Source organism: Tateyamaria omphalii (assembly GCF_019802125.1).
GTDB classification, from domain to species: Bacteria; Pseudomonadota; Alphaproteobacteria; order Rhodobacterales; family Rhodobacteraceae; genus Tateyamaria; species Tateyamaria omphalii_B.
Window position 1 is genome coordinate 1,513,380 of record NZ_JAHVHT010000001.1, and the last position, 19,938, is coordinate 1,533,317.

18 protein-coding genes are annotated in these 19,938 nt (G+C 62.2%); 9 read left to right on the forward strand and 9 right to left on the reverse strand.

The window, feature by feature from the left end:
* Positions 1-57 precede the first annotated feature (57 nt).
* Together KUV51_RS07525 and KUV51_RS07530 are read right to left on the reverse strand one after the other, a co-directional pair.
* Positions 58-1,014, reverse strand: coding sequence for a TRAP transporter small permease subunit (locus KUV51_RS07525; RefSeq protein WP_222520927.1), 957 nt, complete (start codon positions 1,012-1,014; stop codon positions 58-60).
* 112 nt (positions 1,015-1,126) lie between these two features.
* A complete protein-coding gene (locus KUV51_RS07530; protein ID WP_222520928.1) occupies positions 1,127-2,212 on the reverse strand; it encodes a TRAP transporter substrate-binding protein in 1,086 nt (361 codons plus the stop codon).
* Between the two features lie 283 nt (positions 2,213-2,495).
* On the opposite strand from KUV51_RS07530, the gene KUV51_RS07535 reads away from it, so the two are divergent.
* The 6 genes from KUV51_RS07535 to ilvN all read left to right on the forward strand — a co-directional run bounded on the left by KUV51_RS07535 (position 2,496) and on the right by ilvN (position 8,588).
* Positions 2,496-3,905: a cache domain-containing protein gene (locus KUV51_RS07535; protein ID WP_222521287.1), complete on the forward strand. Its 1,410-nt coding sequence runs from the start codon at positions 2,496-2,498 to the stop codon at positions 3,903-3,905.
* Positions 3,902-4,546, forward strand: a complete 645-nt coding sequence (locus KUV51_RS07540) for a response regulator transcription factor (RefSeq protein ID WP_222520929.1) — start codon at positions 3,902-3,904, stop codon at positions 4,544-4,546. Before KUV51_RS07535 ends, KUV51_RS07540 begins: the two co-directional genes overlap by 4 nt.
* Before the next feature lie 48 nt (positions 4,547-4,594).
* Entirely contained in the window at positions 4,595-5,371 is a 777-nt protein-coding gene (locus KUV51_RS07545) for a methyl-accepting chemotaxis protein (RefSeq protein WP_222520930.1), read from the forward strand.
* 281 nt (positions 5,372-5,652) lie between these two features.
* The gene (locus KUV51_RS07550; RefSeq protein WP_222520931.1) at positions 5,653-7,404 is read left to right on the forward strand and encodes an acetolactate synthase 3 large subunit; all 1,752 of its coding nucleotides are present in this window, start codon (positions 5,653-5,655) and stop codon (positions 7,402-7,404) included.
* Positions 7,405-7,442: 38 nt separating this feature from the next.
* On the forward strand, positions 7,443-8,009 hold the full coding sequence (locus KUV51_RS07555) for a hypothetical protein (RefSeq protein WP_222520932.1): 567 nt from the start codon (positions 7,443-7,445) through the stop codon (positions 8,007-8,009).
* Positions 8,010-8,027: 18 nt separating this feature from the next.
* Complete coding sequence (gene ilvN / locus KUV51_RS07560) at positions 8,028-8,588, forward strand: acetolactate synthase small subunit (protein ID WP_222520933.1); 561 nt, start codon at positions 8,028-8,030, stop codon at positions 8,586-8,588.
* On the opposite strand, the gene KUV51_RS07565 is transcribed toward ilvN, so the two are convergent.
* The gene (locus tag KUV51_RS07565; RefSeq protein WP_222520934.1) at positions 8,585-9,343 is read right to left on the reverse strand and encodes a helix-turn-helix domain-containing protein; all 759 of its coding nucleotides are present in this window, start codon (positions 9,341-9,343) and stop codon (positions 8,585-8,587) included. The two genes, ilvN and KUV51_RS07565, sit on opposite strands and share 4 nt — an antisense overlap.
* A 265-nt stretch (positions 9,344-9,608) precedes the next feature.
* Between KUV51_RS07565 and KUV51_RS07570 the strand changes: the two genes are divergently transcribed.
* The 3 genes from KUV51_RS07570 to KUV51_RS07580 all read left to right on the forward strand — a co-directional run bounded on the left by KUV51_RS07570 (position 9,609) and on the right by KUV51_RS07580 (position 11,444).
* Positions 9,609-9,971: a hypothetical protein gene (locus KUV51_RS07570; RefSeq protein ID WP_222520935.1), complete on the forward strand. Its 363-nt coding sequence runs from the start codon at positions 9,609-9,611 to the stop codon at positions 9,969-9,971.
* Positions 9,972-10,074: 103 nt separating this feature from the next.
* A complete protein-coding gene (locus tag KUV51_RS07575; RefSeq protein ID WP_222520936.1) occupies positions 10,075-11,229 on the forward strand; it encodes an aromatic ring-hydroxylating oxygenase subunit alpha in 1,155 nt (384 codons plus the stop codon).
* On the forward strand, positions 11,226-11,444 hold the full coding sequence (locus KUV51_RS07580) for a hypothetical protein (RefSeq protein WP_222520937.1): 219 nt from the start codon (positions 11,226-11,228) through the stop codon (positions 11,442-11,444). Before KUV51_RS07575 ends, KUV51_RS07580 begins: the two co-directional genes overlap by 4 nt.
* On the opposite strand, the gene KUV51_RS07585 is transcribed toward KUV51_RS07580, so the two are convergent.
* The 6 genes from KUV51_RS07585 to KUV51_RS07610 form a co-directional block, all read right to left on the reverse strand.
* A complete protein-coding gene (locus KUV51_RS07585; protein WP_261385682.1) occupies positions 11,441-12,289 on the reverse strand; it encodes a DUF2189 domain-containing protein in 849 nt (282 codons plus the stop codon). The two genes, KUV51_RS07580 and KUV51_RS07585, sit on opposite strands and share 4 nt — an antisense overlap.
* The gene (locus KUV51_RS07590; RefSeq protein ID WP_222520938.1) at positions 12,238-13,647 is read right to left on the reverse strand and encodes an amidase; all 1,410 of its coding nucleotides are present in this window, start codon (positions 13,645-13,647) and stop codon (positions 12,238-12,240) included. The genes KUV51_RS07585 and KUV51_RS07590 overlap by 52 nt, the downstream gene beginning before the upstream one ends.
* A 40-nt stretch (positions 13,648-13,687) precedes the next feature.
* The gene (gene prfB / locus KUV51_RS07595) at positions 13,688-14,812 is read right to left on the reverse strand and encodes a peptide chain release factor 2 (RefSeq protein ID WP_222520939.1); all 1,125 of its coding nucleotides are present in this window, start codon (positions 14,810-14,812) and stop codon (positions 13,688-13,690) included.
* A 75-nt stretch (positions 14,813-14,887) separates the two neighbouring features.
* Entirely contained in the window at positions 14,888-17,398 is a 2,511-nt protein-coding gene (locus KUV51_RS07600; RefSeq protein ID WP_222520940.1) for a penicillin-binding protein 1A, read from the reverse strand.
* Between the two features lie 103 nt (positions 17,399-17,501).
* Complete coding sequence (locus KUV51_RS07605; RefSeq protein WP_410001061.1) at positions 17,502-18,713, reverse strand: N-acetylmuramoyl-L-alanine amidase; 1,212 nt, start codon at positions 18,711-18,713, stop codon at positions 17,502-17,504.
* Between the two features lie 60 nt (positions 18,714-18,773).
* Positions 18,774-19,916: a pyridoxal phosphate-dependent aminotransferase gene (locus tag KUV51_RS07610; protein ID WP_222520941.1), complete on the reverse strand. Its 1,143-nt coding sequence runs from the start codon at positions 19,914-19,916 to the stop codon at positions 18,774-18,776.
* Positions 19,917-19,938: the final 22 nt, after the last annotated feature.

A 19,938-nucleotide genomic window follows, 5' to 3' on the forward strand; every position in this document is an offset into this window, starting at 1 on the left:
CTTACTTTTGTTCTTGTGTGCGCGTGTGGCGCAATTTGGGTGTGTGAGCGGCAATCATCAGTGCGTCCCCTCGTAGGCTTCCTCGCCCTCGCCCAGCGTGTCGCGGTCGAGGTATTTGCCTGCGCTTTCCTCGCCTTCCTTCCATTCGAGGTAGGAGCGGTAGAAGAACGCGATGGCGTGCAGGAAGACGAGACCGGCAAAGGCCACCAGCAGGATCTTGAACAGGAAGTAGCCGTTGAAGCCGTTGGGGCTGAACCCGATGGTCTCAACATTCCAGCGGACTGCGCGGGCGGACCGTTCGGCCCGTTCGAGGTCCCAGCTTGCCGCCGGTTTCGGGGTGACGAGGTGCCGCCACAGGAAGTACCAGCCGTACATCCAGATCAGTGTCGCCGAGGGCGCCATGAACAGGATGCAGCCGCACATGTCGATGATCCGCTTGGTGCGGTGTTTGACCGCCGAGTAGACGAGGTCGACCCGGACGTGTCCGCCCTGCACAAAGGTGTAGGTGACACACATGCACACGACGAGCGCGTTGTAGAGCTTGAGCTCTTCCGCGAACCACGAGATGTCGAATTGCAGCGGGATGCCGAAGCCGATGGAGATGTCGGGCCGGGTGAAGATCCGTTGCATGAAGACGATGATGATCTGCTGGATCACCATGAGGAGCCCGGCCCAGGCAAAGAAGCGGCCCGAGGTGTTGGCGATCCCCTCCATCACCCGTACGCAGCCCCACATGAATTCGTTGCGCCAGAGCCCGATGGCTGTGACCACCAGGACGACCGCGAGGATGGCGAAGAAGAACTCGACCGAGCCGCCGTAGTAGACGAATTTCATCAGCGACAGCTTGTCTTCGTCGGTGTTGGCCCAGGTGACCCAGTCCAGCCACGACCCCGGGTGGGTGATCGCGTAGGCGATGTTGTAGAAGGCCATCGCGAGGCTCTGAAAGAACCACAGAACGCCGTCTATGATCGCTGCAAAGGTGCCCGCGGCTTCCGCCCCGTTCTCGTTTTCCATGGATGTGCCCCCTGCGATGCGGTCCTGTCATGGCCCGCGGATCGCCTCAGTTCCTCACGTGGACCAAGGGCCCCGATCATCGGGGCCCTTGGTTGATTTCAATAGTGTCGGCTTAGCCGCCCAGCACGCGCACGCGCTGTTGGACGTAGTAGCCGTCGGATTTGTTGATCCAGCTGGCCGAGTTGGCGAGGCTGGCTTCGAACGACTCGCGGATTTTCGCGAAGAGCTCGTCGCCCATGTTCTCGTCCATGACCTCTGCCGAGGCGGCGCCGAACGCATCCCAGACGTCGTCCGAGAATTGCAGCGTCTTGACGCCCTGCTGTTGCAGGCGTGCCAGGGCCGCACCGTTGTTGGCCAATGTTTCGGCCAGCTGGTAGTGCGTGGTGGCACGTGCCGCGTTGGTCAGGATGGCCTGATGCTGCGGTGTCAGGTCGTTCCAGACGTCGAGGTTGACGTTGGCGGCCAGCGCCGAGCCCGGCTCGTGGAAACCGGCGGTGTAGTAGACTTTCGCCACTTCCTGGAAGCCGGCGCGTTCGTCGGCCATCGGGCCAACCCACTCCAGACCGTCGAGAGCACCGGAGGACAGCGCCTGGTAGAGTTCGCCGCCGGGGATGTTTTGAACCGAAGCGCCCAGCTTGCCGAGCACCTTGCCGCCCAGACCGGGCATACGGAACTTCAGGCCGTTGAAGTCTGCGGCCGAGTTGATCTCGTTGCGGAACCAGCCACCGGATTGCGAACCGGAGTTACCGGCCAGCAGACCCTTGAGATTGAAGATTTCGCCCAGCTCGTCGTGCAGCTCCTGGCCGCCGCCGTGCTCGTACCAGTTGGTCACTTCCTGCGCGGTGCCGCCGAAGGGCACGGCCGTGAAGTAGGCGTAGCCCGGGTGCTGACCGATGAAGTAGTAGTCGGCCGAGTGGTACATGTCCGCCTGGCCCGACGACACGGCGTCGAACACTTCGAAGGCGCCCACAAGCTCACCGGGGGCTTTCTTTTCGATGGTCAGTTGGCCATCGGACATCGCGCCCACGAATTGCTCAAGATACGTTGCCGCGTCATCCAGAACGGCAAAGCCGCGCGGCCACGAGGTGACCATGGTCAGCGTGCGCTTGCCTTGCGCGTAGGCCGGTGCGGCCAGCGTCGTGGCTGCGGCGGCCGAACCACCCAGTGCCGATGTCTTTAGAAAAGAACGACGATCCATAGAGATACTCCTCCCAATTATGACACCCGTCCCCTCCCAGGGCAGGCGGATCGTTTCGAGTGCGGCCACATTAGTGATGAGGTCCGCGATGAAAATACCTAGTACTGCGTAGAAAGCTGGCAATTTTCCGATTTTGGTCAGTATTTTTCACCAATTTCGCCGCAGCATCGCACCCCTGACATGCCGCTGTCTTGCTGTTAGCGCGACCAAAACGTCCCCTGCCCCTTTGATTCGAGCAATATTCCGCGTATCGAATCAGACCGTGCGCCAGACCTTTTCCCATATGCGCCTCAGCTATGCGCAGAAGCTGTCCCTTGTGGCGGCGGTCCCGCTGATCCTGGCGGTGGCGGCCATTGCGCTGCTTGTGGCCATACAGTCGCGTGCGTTGGCCGAACGGGAGATACAGGCGCTCGAGTCGCAGCTGATCGAGGCCAAGAAACGCGAATTGCGCAACTACGTCACGCAGGCCCGCAACGGGTTCTATTTCATCTACGGTTCGGCCGCGCCGAACGATCAGGACGCCAAGGATCAGGTGGCCCAGATCCTGTCGGCGATGATTTACGGGGATGAGGGCTTTTTCTTTGTCTATGATTACGACGGCACCAACCTTGTGAACCCGCGCCAGACCGACATGATCAACCGCAACCACATGGACCTGACCGACAGTGACGGCACGCCGGTGGTTGGTCGTTTGATCGAGATTGCGCGTCAGGGTGATGGATACCTCACCCATCTGTGGCCGAAGCCGTCGAACGGGCAAGAGGCCGAGATGATCACCTATGTCACCTCATTCCCGTCGTGGCGGTGGGCGGTTGGCACGGGCGTGTTCATTGACGATGTGCTGACATCCGTGGCCGAGGCGCGCGCGGATGTGGAGACGCGGGTGCAGCGCACCTTCTACTATATATCTGGCATCACGCTGGCAGCGCTGCTGATGGTGTTCGGGTCGGGCATGGCGCTGAACATCCGCGAACGGCGTCTGGCGGATGCCAAACTGAAGAAGCTGACCCAGCGTGTGTTCGACGCGCAGGAAGAAGAGCGTGGCCGCGTAGCGCGCGAGTTGCATGACGGGATCAGCCAGATCCTGGTGGGTGTGCGCTACGCGCTGGACAGTGCGCGGCGGCGTCTGGACAAGGGCAATGGTGATCCGACGGCGCCGTTGACCCAAGGTATCGAAAACCTTGGCACCGCCATTTCAGAGGTGCGCAGGATCAGCCGGGACCTGCGCCCCGGTGCGCTGGATGATCTGGGTCTGGGCCCTGCACTCAAGGCGCTGGTGGAGGATTTCGCGGAACGGACGGGCGTGGAGACCGAGTTCAACACGGTGGTGTTCCGCAACCGTCTGGATCAGGACGCCAAGATCGCGCTGTACCGGATTGCGCAGGAGGCGCTGACCAATATCGAGCGTCATGCCGCGGCGACCTATGTGTCGGTGGACATTCGCGGGCACAAGCGCGGCGCCACACTTCGCATTTCCGACAATGGCGTCGGGCTGGACCGGAGCCTGAGCCGACGATCCTCGGGCATCGGGCTGCGCAACATGCAGGAGCGGGTGGAACAGCTTGACGGTACCTTGCGTATTCTGTCCGGTGCGGGCCCTGATGGTGGCACGGTGATCGAAGCGACCGTCCCCCTCACCCATCTGTTGCCGCCCGAGACCACGACGACCAAGAAGGAGCGCGCACGCGCATGACCGATACAATCCGCGTTCTCATCGTCGATGATCATCCGATGGTTGCCCAGGGCATCCAATCCGTGCTGGAGGATCAGGACGGGATCAGCGTTGTCGGCACGCTGAGCAATGGTCGGATGCTGATCGATCAGTTGGACCGCTTCGATCCGGATGTGATCCTGATGGATCTGAACATGCCCGAAATGGGCGGGCTGACCGCCACCGAGCTGGTGCTGGAGAAACGCCCCGGCACCCGCATCCTGATCCTGTCGATGCATGACAGTCCCGAATATATCTCGTCCGCGCTGAGCCATGGCGCGATGGGCTACGTGCTCAAGGATGTGCCCACGGACGAGATTGCCGAGGCTGTGGAGACCGTGATGAAGGGCGAGCGGTATCTGTGCACCGGCGCCGAGGGCGCCATCGCGCCGAAGCGGTCGGACGGGGCCGGTGCGTTGACCGGTCGCGAGCAGACGATCCTATTGCAGCTTGCGCAGGGGCTGTCGAACAAGGAGGTGGCGATCGCCCTCGATATTTCGGTCCGAACGGTCGAGACGCATCGCAAGAACATCAAGCGGAAGCTGGGCATATCCTCGACCGCGGGGCTGACGCGCTACGCGCTTGAGCATGGGGTGTTGCAGGGCACCGGAAACGCGCTTTGATCAGGCCGCACTAACGTTTTTTACATTCCTTGCTGGCAAGGGGAATGTATGGTGCATTCCCTGCCTCAAAACCCGCTGGTCGTCGAAACGGACGCGGAACGATTTGCGCAACGCAGGTTGGCGATTGATCTGATTGCAACGACCCGTGCGCGTGCGATCCGCTCGGCCCTTTTCGGCAGTTACATCTTTCGGGTGAACCCGCTGGGCCCAGAGAGTGCGGAAACACGCGCGCATTGGCGCATCGTCCTGCGCGAACAATACGACGCGATTGAGCGTGCGGCGGCTCTGGTTCAGGGCAGCGATCCGATGCAGATGATCCCGGACTGGGTGTGTGACTGGATCGGCCAGCATGGCGCAAACAACCCCCGATCCGTTGCCGCCTTTGTCGAAATGCGCGACCTGACCTACGACGTTGTTCTTGCGACCGAGGGCGATGACGTTCAACAGCTGCGCGATGCGTTGGCGGAACATCTGCGGGTTGGGCGCGGTGGCTTTTTCGAAAAGGTGACCGCGTTCTGCGACGGGCTTTGGGCCAACCTGGACGCCAAGCGGCATCAGGAAGTCGAACATGCGGCTGCTGCGGGTCAGGCGATCACCAAGACCCTGAGCCGTCTTGAACAGATCGGCAAACATGTGCGGCTGGTGTCCCTCAACGCCTCGGTCGAGGCGGCGCGCGTCGGGGATGCGGGGCGCGGGCTGGGCGTAATCGCCGTGGAGTTCAAGACACTGGCCGAGGAGATCCAGATGCTTGCGACGACAGCGCGCCGGGATATCGCAGCGATGACCGGCAATTCGGCTGATCTGGGGCCGTCAGAGCGGCGTTGAATTCGCTTCCTTTCCTGCTGTCGCGTGTTTGCGCAAGATAATTGCGCATTTTTCTTGTCGCGAGACAGATTTTTCGGGGATTCGGCTGTTGACGCCTTCCCGACCCACGCATAATGTCCGCCCACGCATTGAAGGACCGTCAGTTATGACACAGCTAGTCGTCATCGTAGTGGACACGCGCATGGGCCGGTAACGGAATTCCAGACCGACACCCATGCGCCCCCGAAACTCGGGGGTTTTTTTATGCGCGAAGAGAAACCGCAAATCGGAGCACGCGGAACATGACACGTCAAATGACCGGAGCGAAAATGGTCGTCCAAGCCCTTATCGATCAGGGTGTGGACACGGTATTCGGATATCCCGGTGGCGCGGTGCTACCGATTTACGACGAGATCTTTCAGCAGAACTCGATCAAGCATATTCTGGTGCGGCACGAACAGGGGGCGGTGCATGCCGCCGAAGGGTATGCCCGCGCCACCGGCAAGCCGGGTGTGTGTCTTGTGACCTCGGGCCCCGGGGCGACCAATGCGGTGACCGGGCTGACCGACGCGCTGATGGATTCGATCCCGATTGTCGTGCTGACGGGTCAGGTGCCGACCTTCATGATCGGCTCGGACGCCTTTCAGGAGGCGGACACCGTGGGCATCACCCGCCCCTGCACCAAGCACAACTGGCTGGTGAAGGAGACCGACAGGCTGTCGGGCACCATTCACGAGGCGTTTCATGTGGCGACCGCCGGTCGTCCCGGCCCGGTGCTGATCGACATTCCGAAGGATGTGCAGTTCGCAACCGGTACCTACCAGCCCGCCAAGCCGTCGACCTCGCATTACCAGCCACAGGTCAAGGGCGACATGGAGGCGATCACCGAGCTGGTTGCAGCCATCGAGACGGCCAAGCGGCCGATTTTCTATACCGGCGGCGGCGTCATCAATTCCGGCCCCGGCGCGAGCCAGCTTCTGCGAGAGTTGGTGGATGCCACGGGCTTTCCCATCACCTCGACGCTGATGGGGTTGGGGTGCTATCCGGCGAGCGGCAAGCACTGGATAGGCATGCTGGGGATGCACGGGCTTTATGAAGCCAATATGGCGATGCATGACTGCGATCTGATGATCAACATCGGCGCGCGGTTTGACGACCGGATCACGGGGCGCATCGACGCCTTCAGCCCGAAATCGAAGAAGGCGCATATCGACATCGACCCGTCCTCGATCAACAAGGTGATCAAGGCGGACATTCCGATTGTGGGTGACGTGGGTCACGTGCTCGAAGACATCCTGAAGGTCTGGAAATCGCGGGGGCGCAAGACCAACCAGTCGGCGGTTGCGCAGTGGTGGTCGAAGATCGAGGAATGGAAGTCCGTCGATTGCCTGAAGTTCGAACAGAAGGGCAAAACCATCAAGCCGCAGCACGCGCTGGCCCGGCTTGAGGCGCTGACCAAGGATCACGACCGGTACATCTGCACCGAAGTGGGCCAGCACCAGATGTGGGCCGCGCAGTATCTGGGCTTTGAAGACCCGAACCGTTGGATGACATCGGGCGGTCTGGGCACGATGGGCTATGGCTTCCCGGCCTCCATCGGCGTGCAGATGGGCCATCCTGAGGCGTTGGTCATCAACGTCGCGGGTGAGGCATCCTGGTTGATGAATATGCAGGAGCTTGGCACGGCCATGCAGTTCAACCTGCCGGTCAAGCAGTTCATCCTGAACAACGAACGCTTGGGTATGGTGCGCCAGTGGCAGGAGCTGCTGCACGGCGAACGCTATTCGCATTCCTGGTCGGAAAGCCTGCCTGATTTCGTGAAGCTGGCCGAAGCCTTTGGGGCCAAGGGTATCCTATGTTCGGACCCGGACGATCTGGATGATGCGATCATGGAGATGATCAACCACGATGGGCCAGTGCTGTTCGACTGTCTCGTGGAGAAGCACGAAAACTGCTTCCCCATGATCCCGTCCGGCAAGGCGCATAACGAGATGCTGCTGGGCGAGGCCGAGACGCAGGGTGTGATTGATGCCAAGGGAAGTGTGTTGGTGTGATGCGGACGTTTACTTTGTGCCTGACATGGGCCGTTCTGTTGATCAACACAGGTTTCGCTGTCGCCCTCGACGAAATTAAAGGGGGCGTTTTTCAACAGATTTCGGAAATTGAACTCTCCACAAAAGGCGAGCAAGAGTTTCGGAAATTTCGTAGTTCAAGAAATGGCTACGGCGCGATGTATGTATCCCCCGATGGCGTCAGAGGTGGCTGGCGAGACAACATGTTCAGTCTGCAATCAGCTGAGTTACTGGCCAAAACTATCTGCGAGGTAAATGCAAAGGTGGAATGCGTTCTGCTGGGGCGTATCGTCCCTCGAAATCAACCGGGTGAAGTCGCCATCCCTCAGCGCGCCCAAAGCGATTTCAGGAAGGCAATTCGCGAAACACGGTCCCAACGATTTGCCGCTTTCGCAATCCATGGTCTTGGCGGTTGGGGCTGGGCGAACAATTTTAATACAGTTGAAGAAGCGCGTGAAAGCGCAATCCTGAACTGCCAAGCATCTGCCGCGCGCGAGCGCGCGAAACTTGGTCGTGAGCGTCGCGCAGCCTTTGACCGCGCGAAACTTTTTGACTGTAAGGTCATCCATTCAGTGCAGAAAAGATAAAAGCAAGGTCGAAACATAATGTCCGCACTAAAGATCAAAAAAGGCTCCACCAGCCACTCCGCCTATAACCTACGCCCCACCTTCTCGGACGTGGAAGAACGCCACACGCTCGCCGTGCTGGTCGAAAACGAACCGGGCGTTCTTGCCCGGGTCATCGGCCTGTTTTCCGGCCGTGGCTACAACATCGAAAGCCTGACCGTGGCCGAGGTGGACCACACCGGGCACCTGTCGCGCATCACCATCGTCACCGCAGGCACGCCGCAGGTGATTGAACAGATCAAGGCGCAGTTGGGCCGGATCGTATCCGTACATGAGGTGCATGACCTGACGGTCGAGGGGCCCTCGGTCGAGCGCGAACTGGCGATGTTCAAGGTCGCCGGTCAGGGCGACAAGCGGGTCGAGGCACTTCGCCTTGCTGACATCTTCCGCGCCAATGTGGTCGACAGCACGCTGGAGAGCTTTGTGTTCGAGATCACGGGTGCGCCGGACAAGATCGACGCCTTTGCCGATCTGATGCGCCCACTGGGTCTGGTCGAGGTTGCGCGCACGGGCGTGGCCGCCCTGCCCCGCGGCGACTAGGCGAAGGGCTCGCCCACCTTGAGCAGGCGCCGTTCGAACGGCGCCAGTTCGTCGGCGGTGCAATACCCGGCCTTGCGTGCTGCTTCCTTGGCAGGCCCGAAGCCGGTGCCGAGGTATTCGTAGACCATGCGCACGATTCGATCGTCGCCAATCGCTTCCTTGATCGTGCGGGTCACATAGCCGACCCAGAAATTGTTCTCGAACGACGTGACGCGGCTGAGGTAGTTGAACGAGGCCGTATGGGCGCCCTTTCGGGAAATGAGAGCGCTGACACCATCTTCCTGACGCAGCACCAGGCCCCGGAACTCGCGTGCCTGCCGTGTGACTGACATGCCCTGCGTGCTGAGCGCTGCACGGGTTTCGTAGCCACGCACCACCGTAGCCCCCCCATCGCGAAAGACACGCACCAGGCCGGTCACGTACATATCCTGTTCCAGGAAACTGCGGCGCGAGAAACGGTAAAAGCCGGTCGGAAACATTCCTTCATCGACCGAGCCAACGCCAACGCCGACGAAATCCTTGAGAAACGGGCCCGTAAGCGGGTCAGCCCCGGACGCGATGTTCTGCACCGGCTCCAGCAGCACCCGGGCATCCACCTCGAAGAAATCGCATATGCGCGACAGGACATCGGGACGGGGAAAGCTCTCACCGGACAGGTAGCGATTGAACTGTGTCCGGTTGATCCCAAGTTGCCGTGACAGCTCGGAGATGGATGGATAGGCGTCGGCGAGAATCCGCAGATTTTCCCCAAACATGCTGCGCAATTCCGCCGGTGATCTGCGCATTTCGGGCATTGTCGTCTCTTTATTCGTGTAGTGTCTTGAATTCTGATCGTTAACCTGTCGCCACTTAGCGGCTATCAAGCGCGCATATGACGCTATTCAACGTCAACGGTGACGCCAAATTGCAACCGTACGATACTGTTGCGGACACAAAATGCAAGCGCACGTTGCTGACTTAACCATGTCACAAATGTCCAGAATTGAGTTTGATTAAAAGCGTCCAACTCTGGGTAGAGCAATGATTGGTGTCATACTTTGGAGCGATCCCGCAAAAGCGAAAGCGGTGATCTGGTGCGAGGATCACGGCGACCTCGCATTCTTGTCGGCTGACGACTGCCCCACCTTGCCGGACGTGTTCTTCGACGTGGGGGACATTGTCGAGTTCGATGTGTTCGCAGAAAAGAACATCCGCAAGGTACACAGGGCCAAAAGGTTGCAGCAGACGTTTGGCAAGCCTCTCGTCGACAGCCTGACACATACAGGCCGGCGGACCGAGCCGCAGGTCGATGTGGCCGATTCCGCAGAGATCATTCCGTTCCGGCTCACCCCTGCCATGCGCCCCTTGCCTGCTGCTCAACCGCAGCAACGCCGTCGCGGGTGACCCCAGGATTATGTCGGAGACAGCAAAGTGCTGTCGAAAATCCGCGCGTTTTTGGTGATGTCCTGCCTCAACATGAGGTGACACGAAAACGGGGAACGCGCGTATGGATGCCACTGATCTCACCGCGGTGAACCAGCCGATCACCTTGGCCAATGGTTTGCCCAATGCCCACTACACGGACAACCGCGTCTTTGACGAAGAGCGCGAGGCCCTGTTGATGTCCGGTTGGTCCGGCCTTGCCGTTGCGGCCGATGTCCCGACGCAGGGTGACGCTGTTCCCATCACGTTTCTGGGTATGCCACTCTTGCTGGTCCGCGACAGGACGGATCAGGTGCGCGTTTTCCACAACATATGTCGCCATCGCGGCATGATCCTGGTCGACGAGCCGCGAAAGATCGAAGGGGCCATCCGCTGTCCCTACCACAGCTGGTGTTATTCGACCGAAGGACGGCTCATATCGACGCCCCATGTTGGCGGGCCCGGCCAGAACACCGTGGACGGCATCGACAAGGCCTTGCTCGGCCTCGTGGAAGTCCGCAGCCATGTCTGGATGGATGTGGTTTGGATCAACCTGTCCGGACAGGCTCCCTCCTTCGAGGATGCCCATCGGGATTTGCTGGCGCGGTGGGCGGAGTTCGACAAGCCGCTGTTTCATGGAGGAGCCGACAGCCGCTTTGAACTGAGCGTTGCGTGCAACTGGAAACTGGCGGTCGAAAACTACTGCGAGAGCTACCACCTGCCGTGGGTGCATCCCGGCCTCAACACCTATTCCCGGCTGGAGGACCACTACCACATCGAGGCGCCGGGCCAGTATTCCGGCCAGGGCACGCTGGTCTACCGGCAGCTGCAAGGCGGCGACGGGCAGGTCTTTCCCGACTTCCAGAGCCTGAGCGACAAGTGGGACACGGCGGCGGAGTACATCACGGCCTACCCCAACGTCCTGCTTGGTGTGCACCGCGACCACGTCTTTGCCATCATTCTGGTCCCCGAGGCGCACGGACACACGCGCGAGCACGTTCACCTGTACTACGCGCAGCCCGACACGGACCCCGCGCTGCGCGAACGTAACACCGAACTTTGGAAAGGCGTGTTCGAGGAGGACATCTTTGTCGTCGAGGGGATGCAAAGGGGGCGCCATGCGCCCGGCTTTGACGGCGGGCGCTTTTCACCGGCGATGGACGGCCCCACGCACCTGTTCCATGCCTGGGTCGCCGATCGGATGATGGCGCATCGCGGGCAAAAGCAAGCGGCGGAATGAGCGACCTCGAAGCGCGATTGTTGGCTGCGCATGCGCATGGAGACAACGCCGCGATGGTCGAACTGTATCAGGAGGCCGCCAGCACCGCCCCAGACCCGGCCGAACAGGCGTTTTTTCTGACACAGGCCCATGTGTTCGCCATGGAAATCGCGCATCCGGATGCTGCGGCGCTTCGGCAGACCCTGGTACGGATGGGACGCGAAACGCCGCTCTAGCGCTCTCCCGCCGCCATCTGCGCGTAGATGTGCCAGGAGGCGTGACCAAGCCACGGCAAGACGATGATCAGGCCGATCAACCCGGGCAGCATAGCCAGAAACATCAGAACGACAATCAGGGCAGCCCAGGTGAGCATGGGGAGCATATGCGCCTGCACATGGCCCCAACTGGCGAGGATCGCCGTCATGTAGTCAACCTCGCGCGCCAGAAGAAGCGGCAGGCCCAGCACGCACATGGCGAAGAAGATGAAGGCAAAGATGCCGCCCACCACGGTGCCGAGCGCCATCATCATCAGGCCGTCGGGGGTCAGGAAAACTTCAAAGGAACTGGTCACGTTCACCATCGGCTTCAGCCCCAGAAACAGGGCAAAGATCATGTGGCCGAGAAAGAACCAGAACAGGAGCGCCACGACCATCAACATCGACAACCACGGCAGTTGCCGCCCGCGTTCCCGCCGCAACCGGGCCAGCACGTCGCCCACCCCGGCGCTTTCCCCGCGTCCGATGCGGCGCGACACTTCGTAGGTGCCAAGAGCGCAGAGCGGGGCGACGAGGGGGAAGCCAAAGACGGCGAGGATGAGCCAGAAGGTGTGCCCGGCCCATATGGTCAGACCCAGAAGGGCCCAACCTGCGATCACCGCAGAAAGGCCGGTCAGGATGCCAAAGCCCGGGGCCGCCCGAAAATCCGCCCAACCTGCAGCAAGTGCATTGCGAATGAAGTTCGGTTGCGGCGGCTGGAACGGCGGGACACCGGCGGGCAAGGCTGGGTATGGGTCGGCGGCTTGGGTCATCGTCACATCCGTTTTGGCGGGCGGCGTGAAGGCCAGTTGGTCGCATCGTGCCATGCCTGTGCCAGCCGAAGCAACATCGCGTCGCTGCCGCGTCGCCCGATCAATTGCAGGCCCATGGGCAAATCGTGCGGGCCGCCGAAGCCTGCAGGCACGCAGATGGCAGGCAGACCAAGCAGACTGGCGGGCACCACCACCTCCATCCAGCGGTGATAGGTGTCCATGTCCGTTCCATTGATGCTGCGGGGCCAGTCGATGGTCACGTCGAAGGGCCACATCTGCGCGGATGGCAGGGCCAACACGTCGAACCGTTCGAACAGTGTTGCCGCCGTCTTGAACCATTCGGAGCGGGTGACGCTGGCGCGGTGCACCTCCATCGCCGACAGGGCAAGGCCGCGCTCGACCTCCCATATGGCGGTGTCCTTGAGCTGGTCGCGTTTGCCGGGATCGGTGTGCAGTGCACCGAGGTTGCCCGCCACGGCCCAGCTGCGCAGGGTGATCCAGGACTGCCAGAGGGCGTCGCGGCTGAAGGGGGCATCCAATGCCTCGACCGTGGTGCCGAGGGTTTCCATCTCGCCAAGCGCGCTTTCGCAAAGGGCGAGGATGCCGTCTTCCATAGTCAGCGCGCCGCCCCAATTGCCAAGCCAGCCGATGCGCATCCCCTCGGCCCCGCCGCTGATCTGCGGCAGGGTTGGCGGCGCGTCGACCCCGTGCGGTTGTCGTGGGTCAGACCCGGCCATGGTGTCGAGCAGTGCGGCGAGGTCGGCAGGCGTGCGGGCCATGGGGCCGTTGGTGGAGAGCTGATGCAGGAAGCTGTCGCCAAGCGGCTCGGATGGCACGAGCCCCCAGCTTGGCCGCATTCCGTAGACATTGTTCCAGCCCGCCGGATTGCGCAGACTGCCCATCATGTCGGAGCCGTCGGCGACGCTGAGCATGGCGGTGGCGAGCCCCACCCCTGCCCCGCCCGATGACCCACCGGCGCTGCGCGAGGGGTCGTAGGGGTTGCGCGTGGGTCCGAAGACCGGGTTGATGCTGTGCGAGCCGAGGCCGAATTCCGGCGTGTTTGTTTTGCCGATGATGATCGCACCAGCGGCGCGAAGACGGGCCACCATGATGTCGTCGGTAGCCGCGATTTGGCCTGCAAACAGGGGCGAGCCCATGGAGGTGGGCAGACCGGCGGCATTGGCGAGGTCCTTGATCGCCATCGGGATGCCGTGCAGCCAGCCCGTTTTGGGGGCTGCGTCGGCAGCGCGGGCTTCGGCCATCAGCCTGTCGGGGTCGCGCAGCGATACAATGGCGTTGACGCTTGGGTTGACCGCATCGATGCGTGCAAGCGTTTTGGCCATGACCGCTTCGGCGCTGGTGTCGCCCGCATTCATATGCGCCCGCAATGCCAGCGCGCCCTGTTCGATCATCCTGTTGGCCTCCCTGTGTTTTGGCAGGCCGGTGCGCGGATTAGTCCGCCTGCGCCTCTGCCCGGGACTTGCCCGATACGTCCAAGGCTAGCGTGGCCGCCATCAGCCCATCAAGGTCACCATCAAGGACGCCCTTGGTATCGGACGTCTCGAAGTTGGTGCGCAGGTCCTTGACCATCTGGTAGGGCTGCAGAACGTAGGACCGGATCTGGTTGCCCCAGCCTGCGTCGCCTTTGTTCTCGTGCATCTCGTTCACGGCGGCGTTGCGGCGGTCAAGCTCCATCTGGTAGAGGCGACTCTTCAGTGCCTTCATCGCGATGTCGCGGTTTTGGTGCTGCGATTTTTCGGAACTGGTCACGACGATGCCGGTGGGCGCGTGTGTGATCCGCACGGCCGAGTCGGTCGTGTTCACGTGCTGGCCGCCTGCACCCGAGGAGCGGTAGGTGTCGATGCGGATGTCCGCCGGGTTCACCTCGATCTCGATATTGTCGTCGACGACCGGGTAGACGCCCACGGATGTGAAGCTGGTGTGCCGTTTGGCGGCGCTGTCGAAGGGGCTGATCCGGACGAGACGATGCACGCCGCTTTCCGATTTCAGCCAGCCGTAAGCGTTGGTGCCGCTGATCTTGTAGGTAGCGGATTTGATCCCTGCCTCTTCACCTGCGCTTTCGGATTGCAGCTCGACCTTGTAGCCCTTTTTCTCGGCCCAACGGACATACATGCGGGCGAGCATGGCGGCCCAGTCGCAGCTTTCCGTGCCGCCTGCGCCCGCGTTGATTTCGAGGAAGGTGTCGTTGCCGTCCGCCTCGCCATCGAGCAGCGCTTCGAGCTCTTTTTGGGCGGCGGTTTCGGCGAGCGCCTTGATCGCCGCTTCGGCGTCCGAGACGACCTCTTCGTCCTCTTCCATCTCGCCCAGTTCTATCAGCTCGATATTGTCAGCGAGATCCTGTTTGATCTTGGTGTGTGTGTCCATTGCGTCGACCAGCATCTGCCGATCGCGCATCAGCTTTTGCGCGGCTTCGGGATCGTCCCAGAGGTTCGGGTCCTCGACCCGCGCGTTGAACTCTTCCAGCCGGTGCTGGGCCGTGTCGACATCGAGCCGTTGGGCCAGCAAAGCCACCGACTTTTCAATCTCTTCGACGACGTTTTGAATCTCGGCGCGCATATCGAACCCTTCCCAACAGAGCCTTGGGGATAGCTCATGCCGGACGGGGCGACAAGATCAGTTGGTGCCGCTGGCCTAGTAGAGACCGCCGGAGCTAAGCGTACCGAAATTCGCCTTGGGGCCGACGACGGCCTTGCGACCCGTCGAGGTCGTCACCTGACGGCCGCCGCCGCCCACTTCCTCGAAGAGCGGCAGGTCGGCACCCATGGCAAAGCCACCGTCAAAGGTGATGCCGAAGGTCGGCTCGAACCCGTCGCGGAAGCATTCGCTGACCACGTTGGGACCCGAGGCGTCATTGCCGAGGCGCGCGCCCGAGAAGCGGTCTATCTTGATGAACATGCACTCGTCCGGCACGTCGAACGCGCCGCCGCCATATTTGGCAATCGCTTCGCGCATGAACGTGTTGAACACAGGGCCGCACATGCCGCCGCCCGAGGCGCTACGACCCAGGCTGCGGGGTTGGTCATAACCGATGTAGCAGCCTGCCACGATGTCGCTGGAAAAGCCGATGAACCACACGTCCTTGGCATCGTTGGTTGTGCCGGTCTTGCCTGCGATGGGTACGGGCAGCTTCACGGTGCCCGACGCCGTGCCGCGGTCTACCACGCCCTTCATCATCGAGGTGAGCTGGTAGGCCGTGACCGGGTCCATGATCCGCTCGCGGTTCGACACAACGCGGGGCGCAAAGCCCGGATCGAGGCTGGCCAATTGCGTGCAATCGCGGCACTCGCGCTGGTCGTGGCGATAGACCGTGCGGCCGAAGCGGTCCTGTACCCGGTCAATGAGGGTGGGCTGCACCCGCTCGCCACCGTTGGCGAACATCGCGTAGGCCGACACCATCTGGTAGAGCGTCGTTTCCTCGGCCCCAAGGGAGTTGGCGAGGAAGCGGTTCATGTTGTCATAGACGCCGAAGCGCTCTGCATAGTCGGCCACGATGTCCATACCGACCTCTTCAGCCAGACGAATGGTCATCAGGTTCCGCGACCGCTCGATCCCTGTCCGCAACGGCGTGGGCCCGTAGAACTTGTTGGACGAGTTGCGGGGCCGCCAGAGGCCCTGGGGCGTGTTGATCTCGATCGGGGCGTCCACGACGATGGTCGCGGGCGAGTAGCCACTGTCGAGCGCCGCGGCGTAAACGAAGGGTTTGAAGGACGAGCCGGGCTGGCGCTTGGCCTGTGTCGCGCGGTTGAAGACCGAGTTCTGGTAGCTGAACCCGCCCTGCATCGCGATCACACGGCCGGTGTTGACGTCCATGGCGACAAAGCCGCCCTGCACGCGCGGCACCTGGCGCAAGGACCAGCGGATGAACGACCCGTCATTGTCGGCGGTCATGGCGCGCACATGCACCACGTCGCCCACTTCGAAATTGTCAAAGAAGTCGCCGGCGATCCACTGGATGTCCTCGCGCGGCACCACTGGCGCAGGCTCCGCATCTGTCCACCCTTCGATCCCGAGGCGCAGTTGCTGATCCTCGATCTCGAGCACAACGGCAGGACGCCAGACCCCGTTCAGGTCGATGTCGCGCGCCACGGCCACGCCGCGCAGCGCTGCTTCCCAGTCTTCAAGCTGATCTGCCTCGATGCTTTTGCCGGTGCCGCGCCACTGGCCTGCCCCGCGGTCATAGGCTTCGAGCTGGCGACGAAGGGCGTAGGCCGCGACAGGCTGCATTTCGGCGTCAATGGTGGCACGCACCGTGTAACCGCCGGTGAAGAATTCGCCCTCACCGAAATCCTGGCTCAGCTGCCGGCGGATTTCATCGGTGAAATAGTCGCGCGGCGGCAATTCAGCCTTGAAGCTCTCGAAATCCCCGTTCTGGACCGAGCGCAAAGGCATGGCCTTTTCCGCCTCGTAGGTCGCCTCGTCCAGATAGCCGTTTTCCTGCATCTCCCTGAGCACGAAGTTGCGGCGGTTCAGCAAGCGATCCTTGCGGCGGACCGGGTGATAGTCGGACGGTGCCTTGGGCAGCGATGCGAGGAATGCCGCCTCGTGCGGCTCAAGCTCGCTGAGCGTCTTGTTGAAATAAGTCTGGCTGGCCGCGGCCACGCCGTAGGAGTTCTGGCCGAGGAAAATCTCGTTCAGGTACAGTTCGAGGATTTTTTCCTTACTCAGCGCCTCCTCGACCCGTGCGGCAAGGATGATCTCCTTGATCTTGCGTTCGGCCTGACGGTCGCCGGACAACAGGAAGTTCTTCATCACCTGTTGGGTGATGGTCGAGGCGCCGCGCACGTCGCGCCCGCGCGTCCGAACCGCATCGTATGCCGCTGCCCCGATGCCCCGCAGGTCATAGCCATCGTGGGTGTAGAAATTCTTGTCCTCGGCCGAAATGAACGCCTGTTTCACAAGATCGGGAATGGTCTCTGCCGGGGCAAAGAGCCGCCGTTCCTGCGCAAACTCGTCGATGATTTGCCCTTCACCGGAGTAGATGCGGCTGATCGTGGCGGGCTGATATTGCGCCAGCGACTCGTGGCTGGGCAGGTCGCGCCCGTACATCCAGAACACGGCCCCGATGGACAGCGCCACCATGGCAACGCCCATCGTCACCGTGGTGAAGATGCCGCCAAAGAAAGACAGAATGAACCGAAACATGACCGCTCGCACCTGTTATCAACGGTTGCTTTGGCACCCGTATACGCGAGGCAGCGAACAGGGTCAAAAGCCTGGCCTCGCGCGATCCCGCCGATGTGAACGATTATTGACGGATCAGCGGACGCATGGCGAGGTCGTCATCGCGCCATTGCAGGATACCGGTGGCAAGTGCCTCGACCATGACGGCGCGCCAGATGGGGTCGCGCAGATTCGCAAGGTCGCGCTGGTCGGACAGGAACCCGACCTCGACCAGCACCGAGGGGATGTCGGCGCTTTTGAGGACCGAGAACGCCGCTTCGCGCCGGGGGCGTCGGTTCATCGGGCCGCCCGCCGTGTCCATGGCGTCGATCAGGGCGGTGGCAAGCGTGTCGGTGCGCGGCATGGTTTCGGTGCGCGCGAGGTCCATGAGGACGGCCGCCACCTGATCGTCAGTGCCGCTGAGGTCCACACCGGCCAGGATGTCGGCTCGGTCGTGCTGGGCCGCCAGTTGGGCAGAGGCCGCATCGCTCGCCTCCTCCGACAGGGTGTAGACCGTGGCACCGCGCGCCTGTCCCTGGCTGAGCGCGTCGGCGTGCAGCGATACGAAAGCGTCCGCGCCCACCTGATGTGCCAGCGCCACCCGGCCCGTGAGCGACACGAAGGTGTCGGTGTCGCGAGTCAGCACAACCTCGACCCCGCCCGCCCGGCGCAGCGCGTCGCGCAGGGCGATGCCGATGTCGAGCATCAGTTCCTTTTCGCTGGTGGTCTCGCGCACGGCACCAGGGTCGATGCCGCCGTGGCCCGGGTCGATGACCACGACGAAACTGTCGTCCTGGCCAACCGGTGGCGGTGCGGCCGCCTCCACCGCCCAATTGGCGTCGGGTGGCGCGCCCGCCTGTGCGGCAAAATCCGCGTCCTCTGTACCGCGCAAGGCGATGTTAAGCACGGCCTGTCCGGAGGAGGCGTTCACAGGCATGGCAATTGTGTCCGGCACCATCGGTTCGGCCAGATCCATGACGAGACGGGACCAGCCGGGTTTGAACGCGCCGAAGCGGATAGCAGCGACCCGCCCCGATTCCGGCAGCAGCGTGTCTGGCGATACGCCGGAGAAGTCGACCTCACGAAAGTCGACAACCAGCCGGGCGGGATCGGCCAATGTAAAAACGCGGAAGGGCACACCCTGGCTGAGACCCAGCGTGATCTCTGTCCCGCCGAACCAGCCGTCGGAGATGGTGCTGCGCGCAGGATCGACCCGTGCCAGCCCCGACAGGTCCTGTGCCGCGACAGCCGTCGCGCAGAGCCACATCATCACAGCCATCAGGATCGCCCGCATCATCACTGCCCTTGTCGTTTTGCGGGCAGCTTATCGGGTTCGAGGGGCGCCGGGAATCCCTGTTCAGCGCGGCGCCATGAATTCCTTGAGCCTGCGCAGCCCTTCGGCGATGTCTTCGGTTGTGCGCGCATAGGAAAAGCGCAGGGTCTGGTGCCCACGGATCGGGTCGAAGTCGAGGCCCGGTGTGACGGCCACGCCTGCTTTGTCGAGAATCTCCGCCGCGAAGGCGCGACTGTCATTGGTGAGGTCCGACACGTCGGCGTAGACATAGAAAGCGCCATCGGGCGGCGCGATCTTGTCGAAACCCGCCTGCGGCAACCCTTCCAGCATCAGTGCTCGGTTGGCGCGGTAGACATCGAGGTTGGCTTCAAGCTCCTCGGTTGCGTCCATGGCCGCGAGGGCGGTGACCTGACTGGCATGGGGCGGGCAGATGAACATGTTTTGGGCCAGCCGTTCGACGACACGCACGTGATCCTCGGGTACGACCATCCAGCCGATGCGCCAGCCTGTCATCGAAAAGTACTTGGAGAACGAGTTGATGACGTAGACGTCGTCGCTGACATTAAGGGCGCTGACGGCTTTCGCCTCGTATTCGATGCCGTGGTAGATTTCGTCACTGATGAAGCTGGCCCCTGCCCCATGGGCTGCGCCGATGAGGTCGGACATGGCGGTATGGTCCAGCATCGTGCCGGTGGGGTTGGCCGGGGAGGCGACAAGCAATCCCTGCAGGTCGAGGCCATGGAAATCGCCCGGCACGGGTTGGTAGCGATTGTCGGCGCTGGTCGGCAGATCAACAGGCGTCAGACCGAGGCCGGTGAGGATCTGGCGGTAGCTGGGATAGCCCGGTGCGCCGATGCCGACGCGGTCCCCGCTGTCGAAAAGCGCGTTGAAGGCCAGGATGAATCCGCCCGACGCGCCCGAGGTCACGATGACCCGGTCGGGGTTCAGATCGAGATCGTACCATTCGCCATAAAGCTGCGCGATGCGCGCCCGCAGCGCGGGCAGGCCCAAGGCAACCGTATAGCCCAGCGGCCCCTCCTCCATCGCGGCAGCCAATGCGCGGGTTGCTGCCTGCGGAGCGCCTGTGCCCGGCTGGCCCACCTCCATGTGGATAATATGCCGTCCAGCGGCCTCGGCGGCGCGGGCGGCTTCCATCACGTCCATCACAATGAAGGGATCGACATCGCTGCGTCTTGAGGTTCGCATGGGGTCTCCTATGATCCGGCCC

Bases quoted from the DNA above. Each gene is read 5' to 3' on its own strand.
- prfB (WP_222520939.1), bottom strand. From the start codon at position 14,812: ATGCGCGCCGAGATTCAAAACGTCGTCGAAGAGATTGAAAAGTCGGTG.
- KUV51_RS07550 (WP_222520931.1), top strand. From the start codon at position 5,653: ATGACACGTCAAATGACCGGAGCGAAAATGGTCGTCCAAGCCCTTATC.
- KUV51_RS07605 (WP_410001061.1), bottom strand. From the start codon at position 18,713: ATGATGCGGGCGATCCTGATGGCTGTGATGATGTGGCTCTGCGCGACG.
- KUV51_RS07530 (WP_222520928.1), bottom strand. From the start codon at position 2,212: ATGGATCGTCGTTCTTTTCTAAAGACATCGGCACTGGGTGGTTCGGCC.
- ilvN (WP_222520933.1), top strand. From the start codon at position 8,028: ATGTCCGCACTAAAGATCAAAAAAGGCTCCACCAGCCACTCCGCCTAT.
- KUV51_RS07545 (WP_222520930.1), top strand. From the start codon at position 4,595: ATGGTGCATTCCCTGCCTCAAAACCCGCTGGTCGTCGAAACGGACGCG.
- KUV51_RS07570 (WP_222520935.1), top strand. From the start codon at position 9,609: ATGATTGGTGTCATACTTTGGAGCGATCCCGCAAAAGCGAAAGCGGTG.
- KUV51_RS07590 (WP_222520938.1), bottom strand. From the start codon at position 13,647: ATGATCGAACAGGGCGCGCTGGCATTGCGGGCGCATATGAATGCGGGC.
- KUV51_RS07575 (WP_222520936.1), top strand. From the start codon at position 10,075: ATGGATGCCACTGATCTCACCGCGGTGAACCAGCCGATCACCTTGGCC.
- KUV51_RS07525 (WP_222520927.1), bottom strand. From the start codon at position 1,014: ATGGAAAACGAGAACGGGGCGGAAGCCGCGGGCACCTTTGCAGCGATC.
- KUV51_RS07580 (WP_222520937.1), top strand. From the start codon at position 11,226: ATGAGCGACCTCGAAGCGCGATTGTTGGCTGCGCATGCGCATGGAGAC.
- KUV51_RS07535 (WP_222521287.1), top strand. From the start codon at position 2,496: ATGCGCCTCAGCTATGCGCAGAAGCTGTCCCTTGTGGCGGCGGTCCCG.
- KUV51_RS07600 (WP_222520940.1), bottom strand. From the start codon at position 17,398: ATGTTTCGGTTCATTCTGTCTTTCTTTGGCGGCATCTTCACCACGGTG.
- KUV51_RS07585 (WP_261385682.1), bottom strand. From the start codon at position 12,289: ATGGCACGATGCGACCAACTGGCCTTCACGCCGCCCGCCAAAACGGAT.
- KUV51_RS07610 (WP_222520941.1), bottom strand. From the start codon at position 19,916: ATGCGAACCTCAAGACGCAGCGATGTCGATCCCTTCATTGTGATGGAC.
- KUV51_RS07540 (WP_222520929.1), top strand. From the start codon at position 3,902: ATGACCGATACAATCCGCGTTCTCATCGTCGATGATCATCCGATGGTT.
- KUV51_RS07565 (WP_222520934.1), bottom strand. From the start codon at position 9,343: ATGTTTGGGGAAAATCTGCGGATTCTCGCCGACGCCTATCCATCCATC.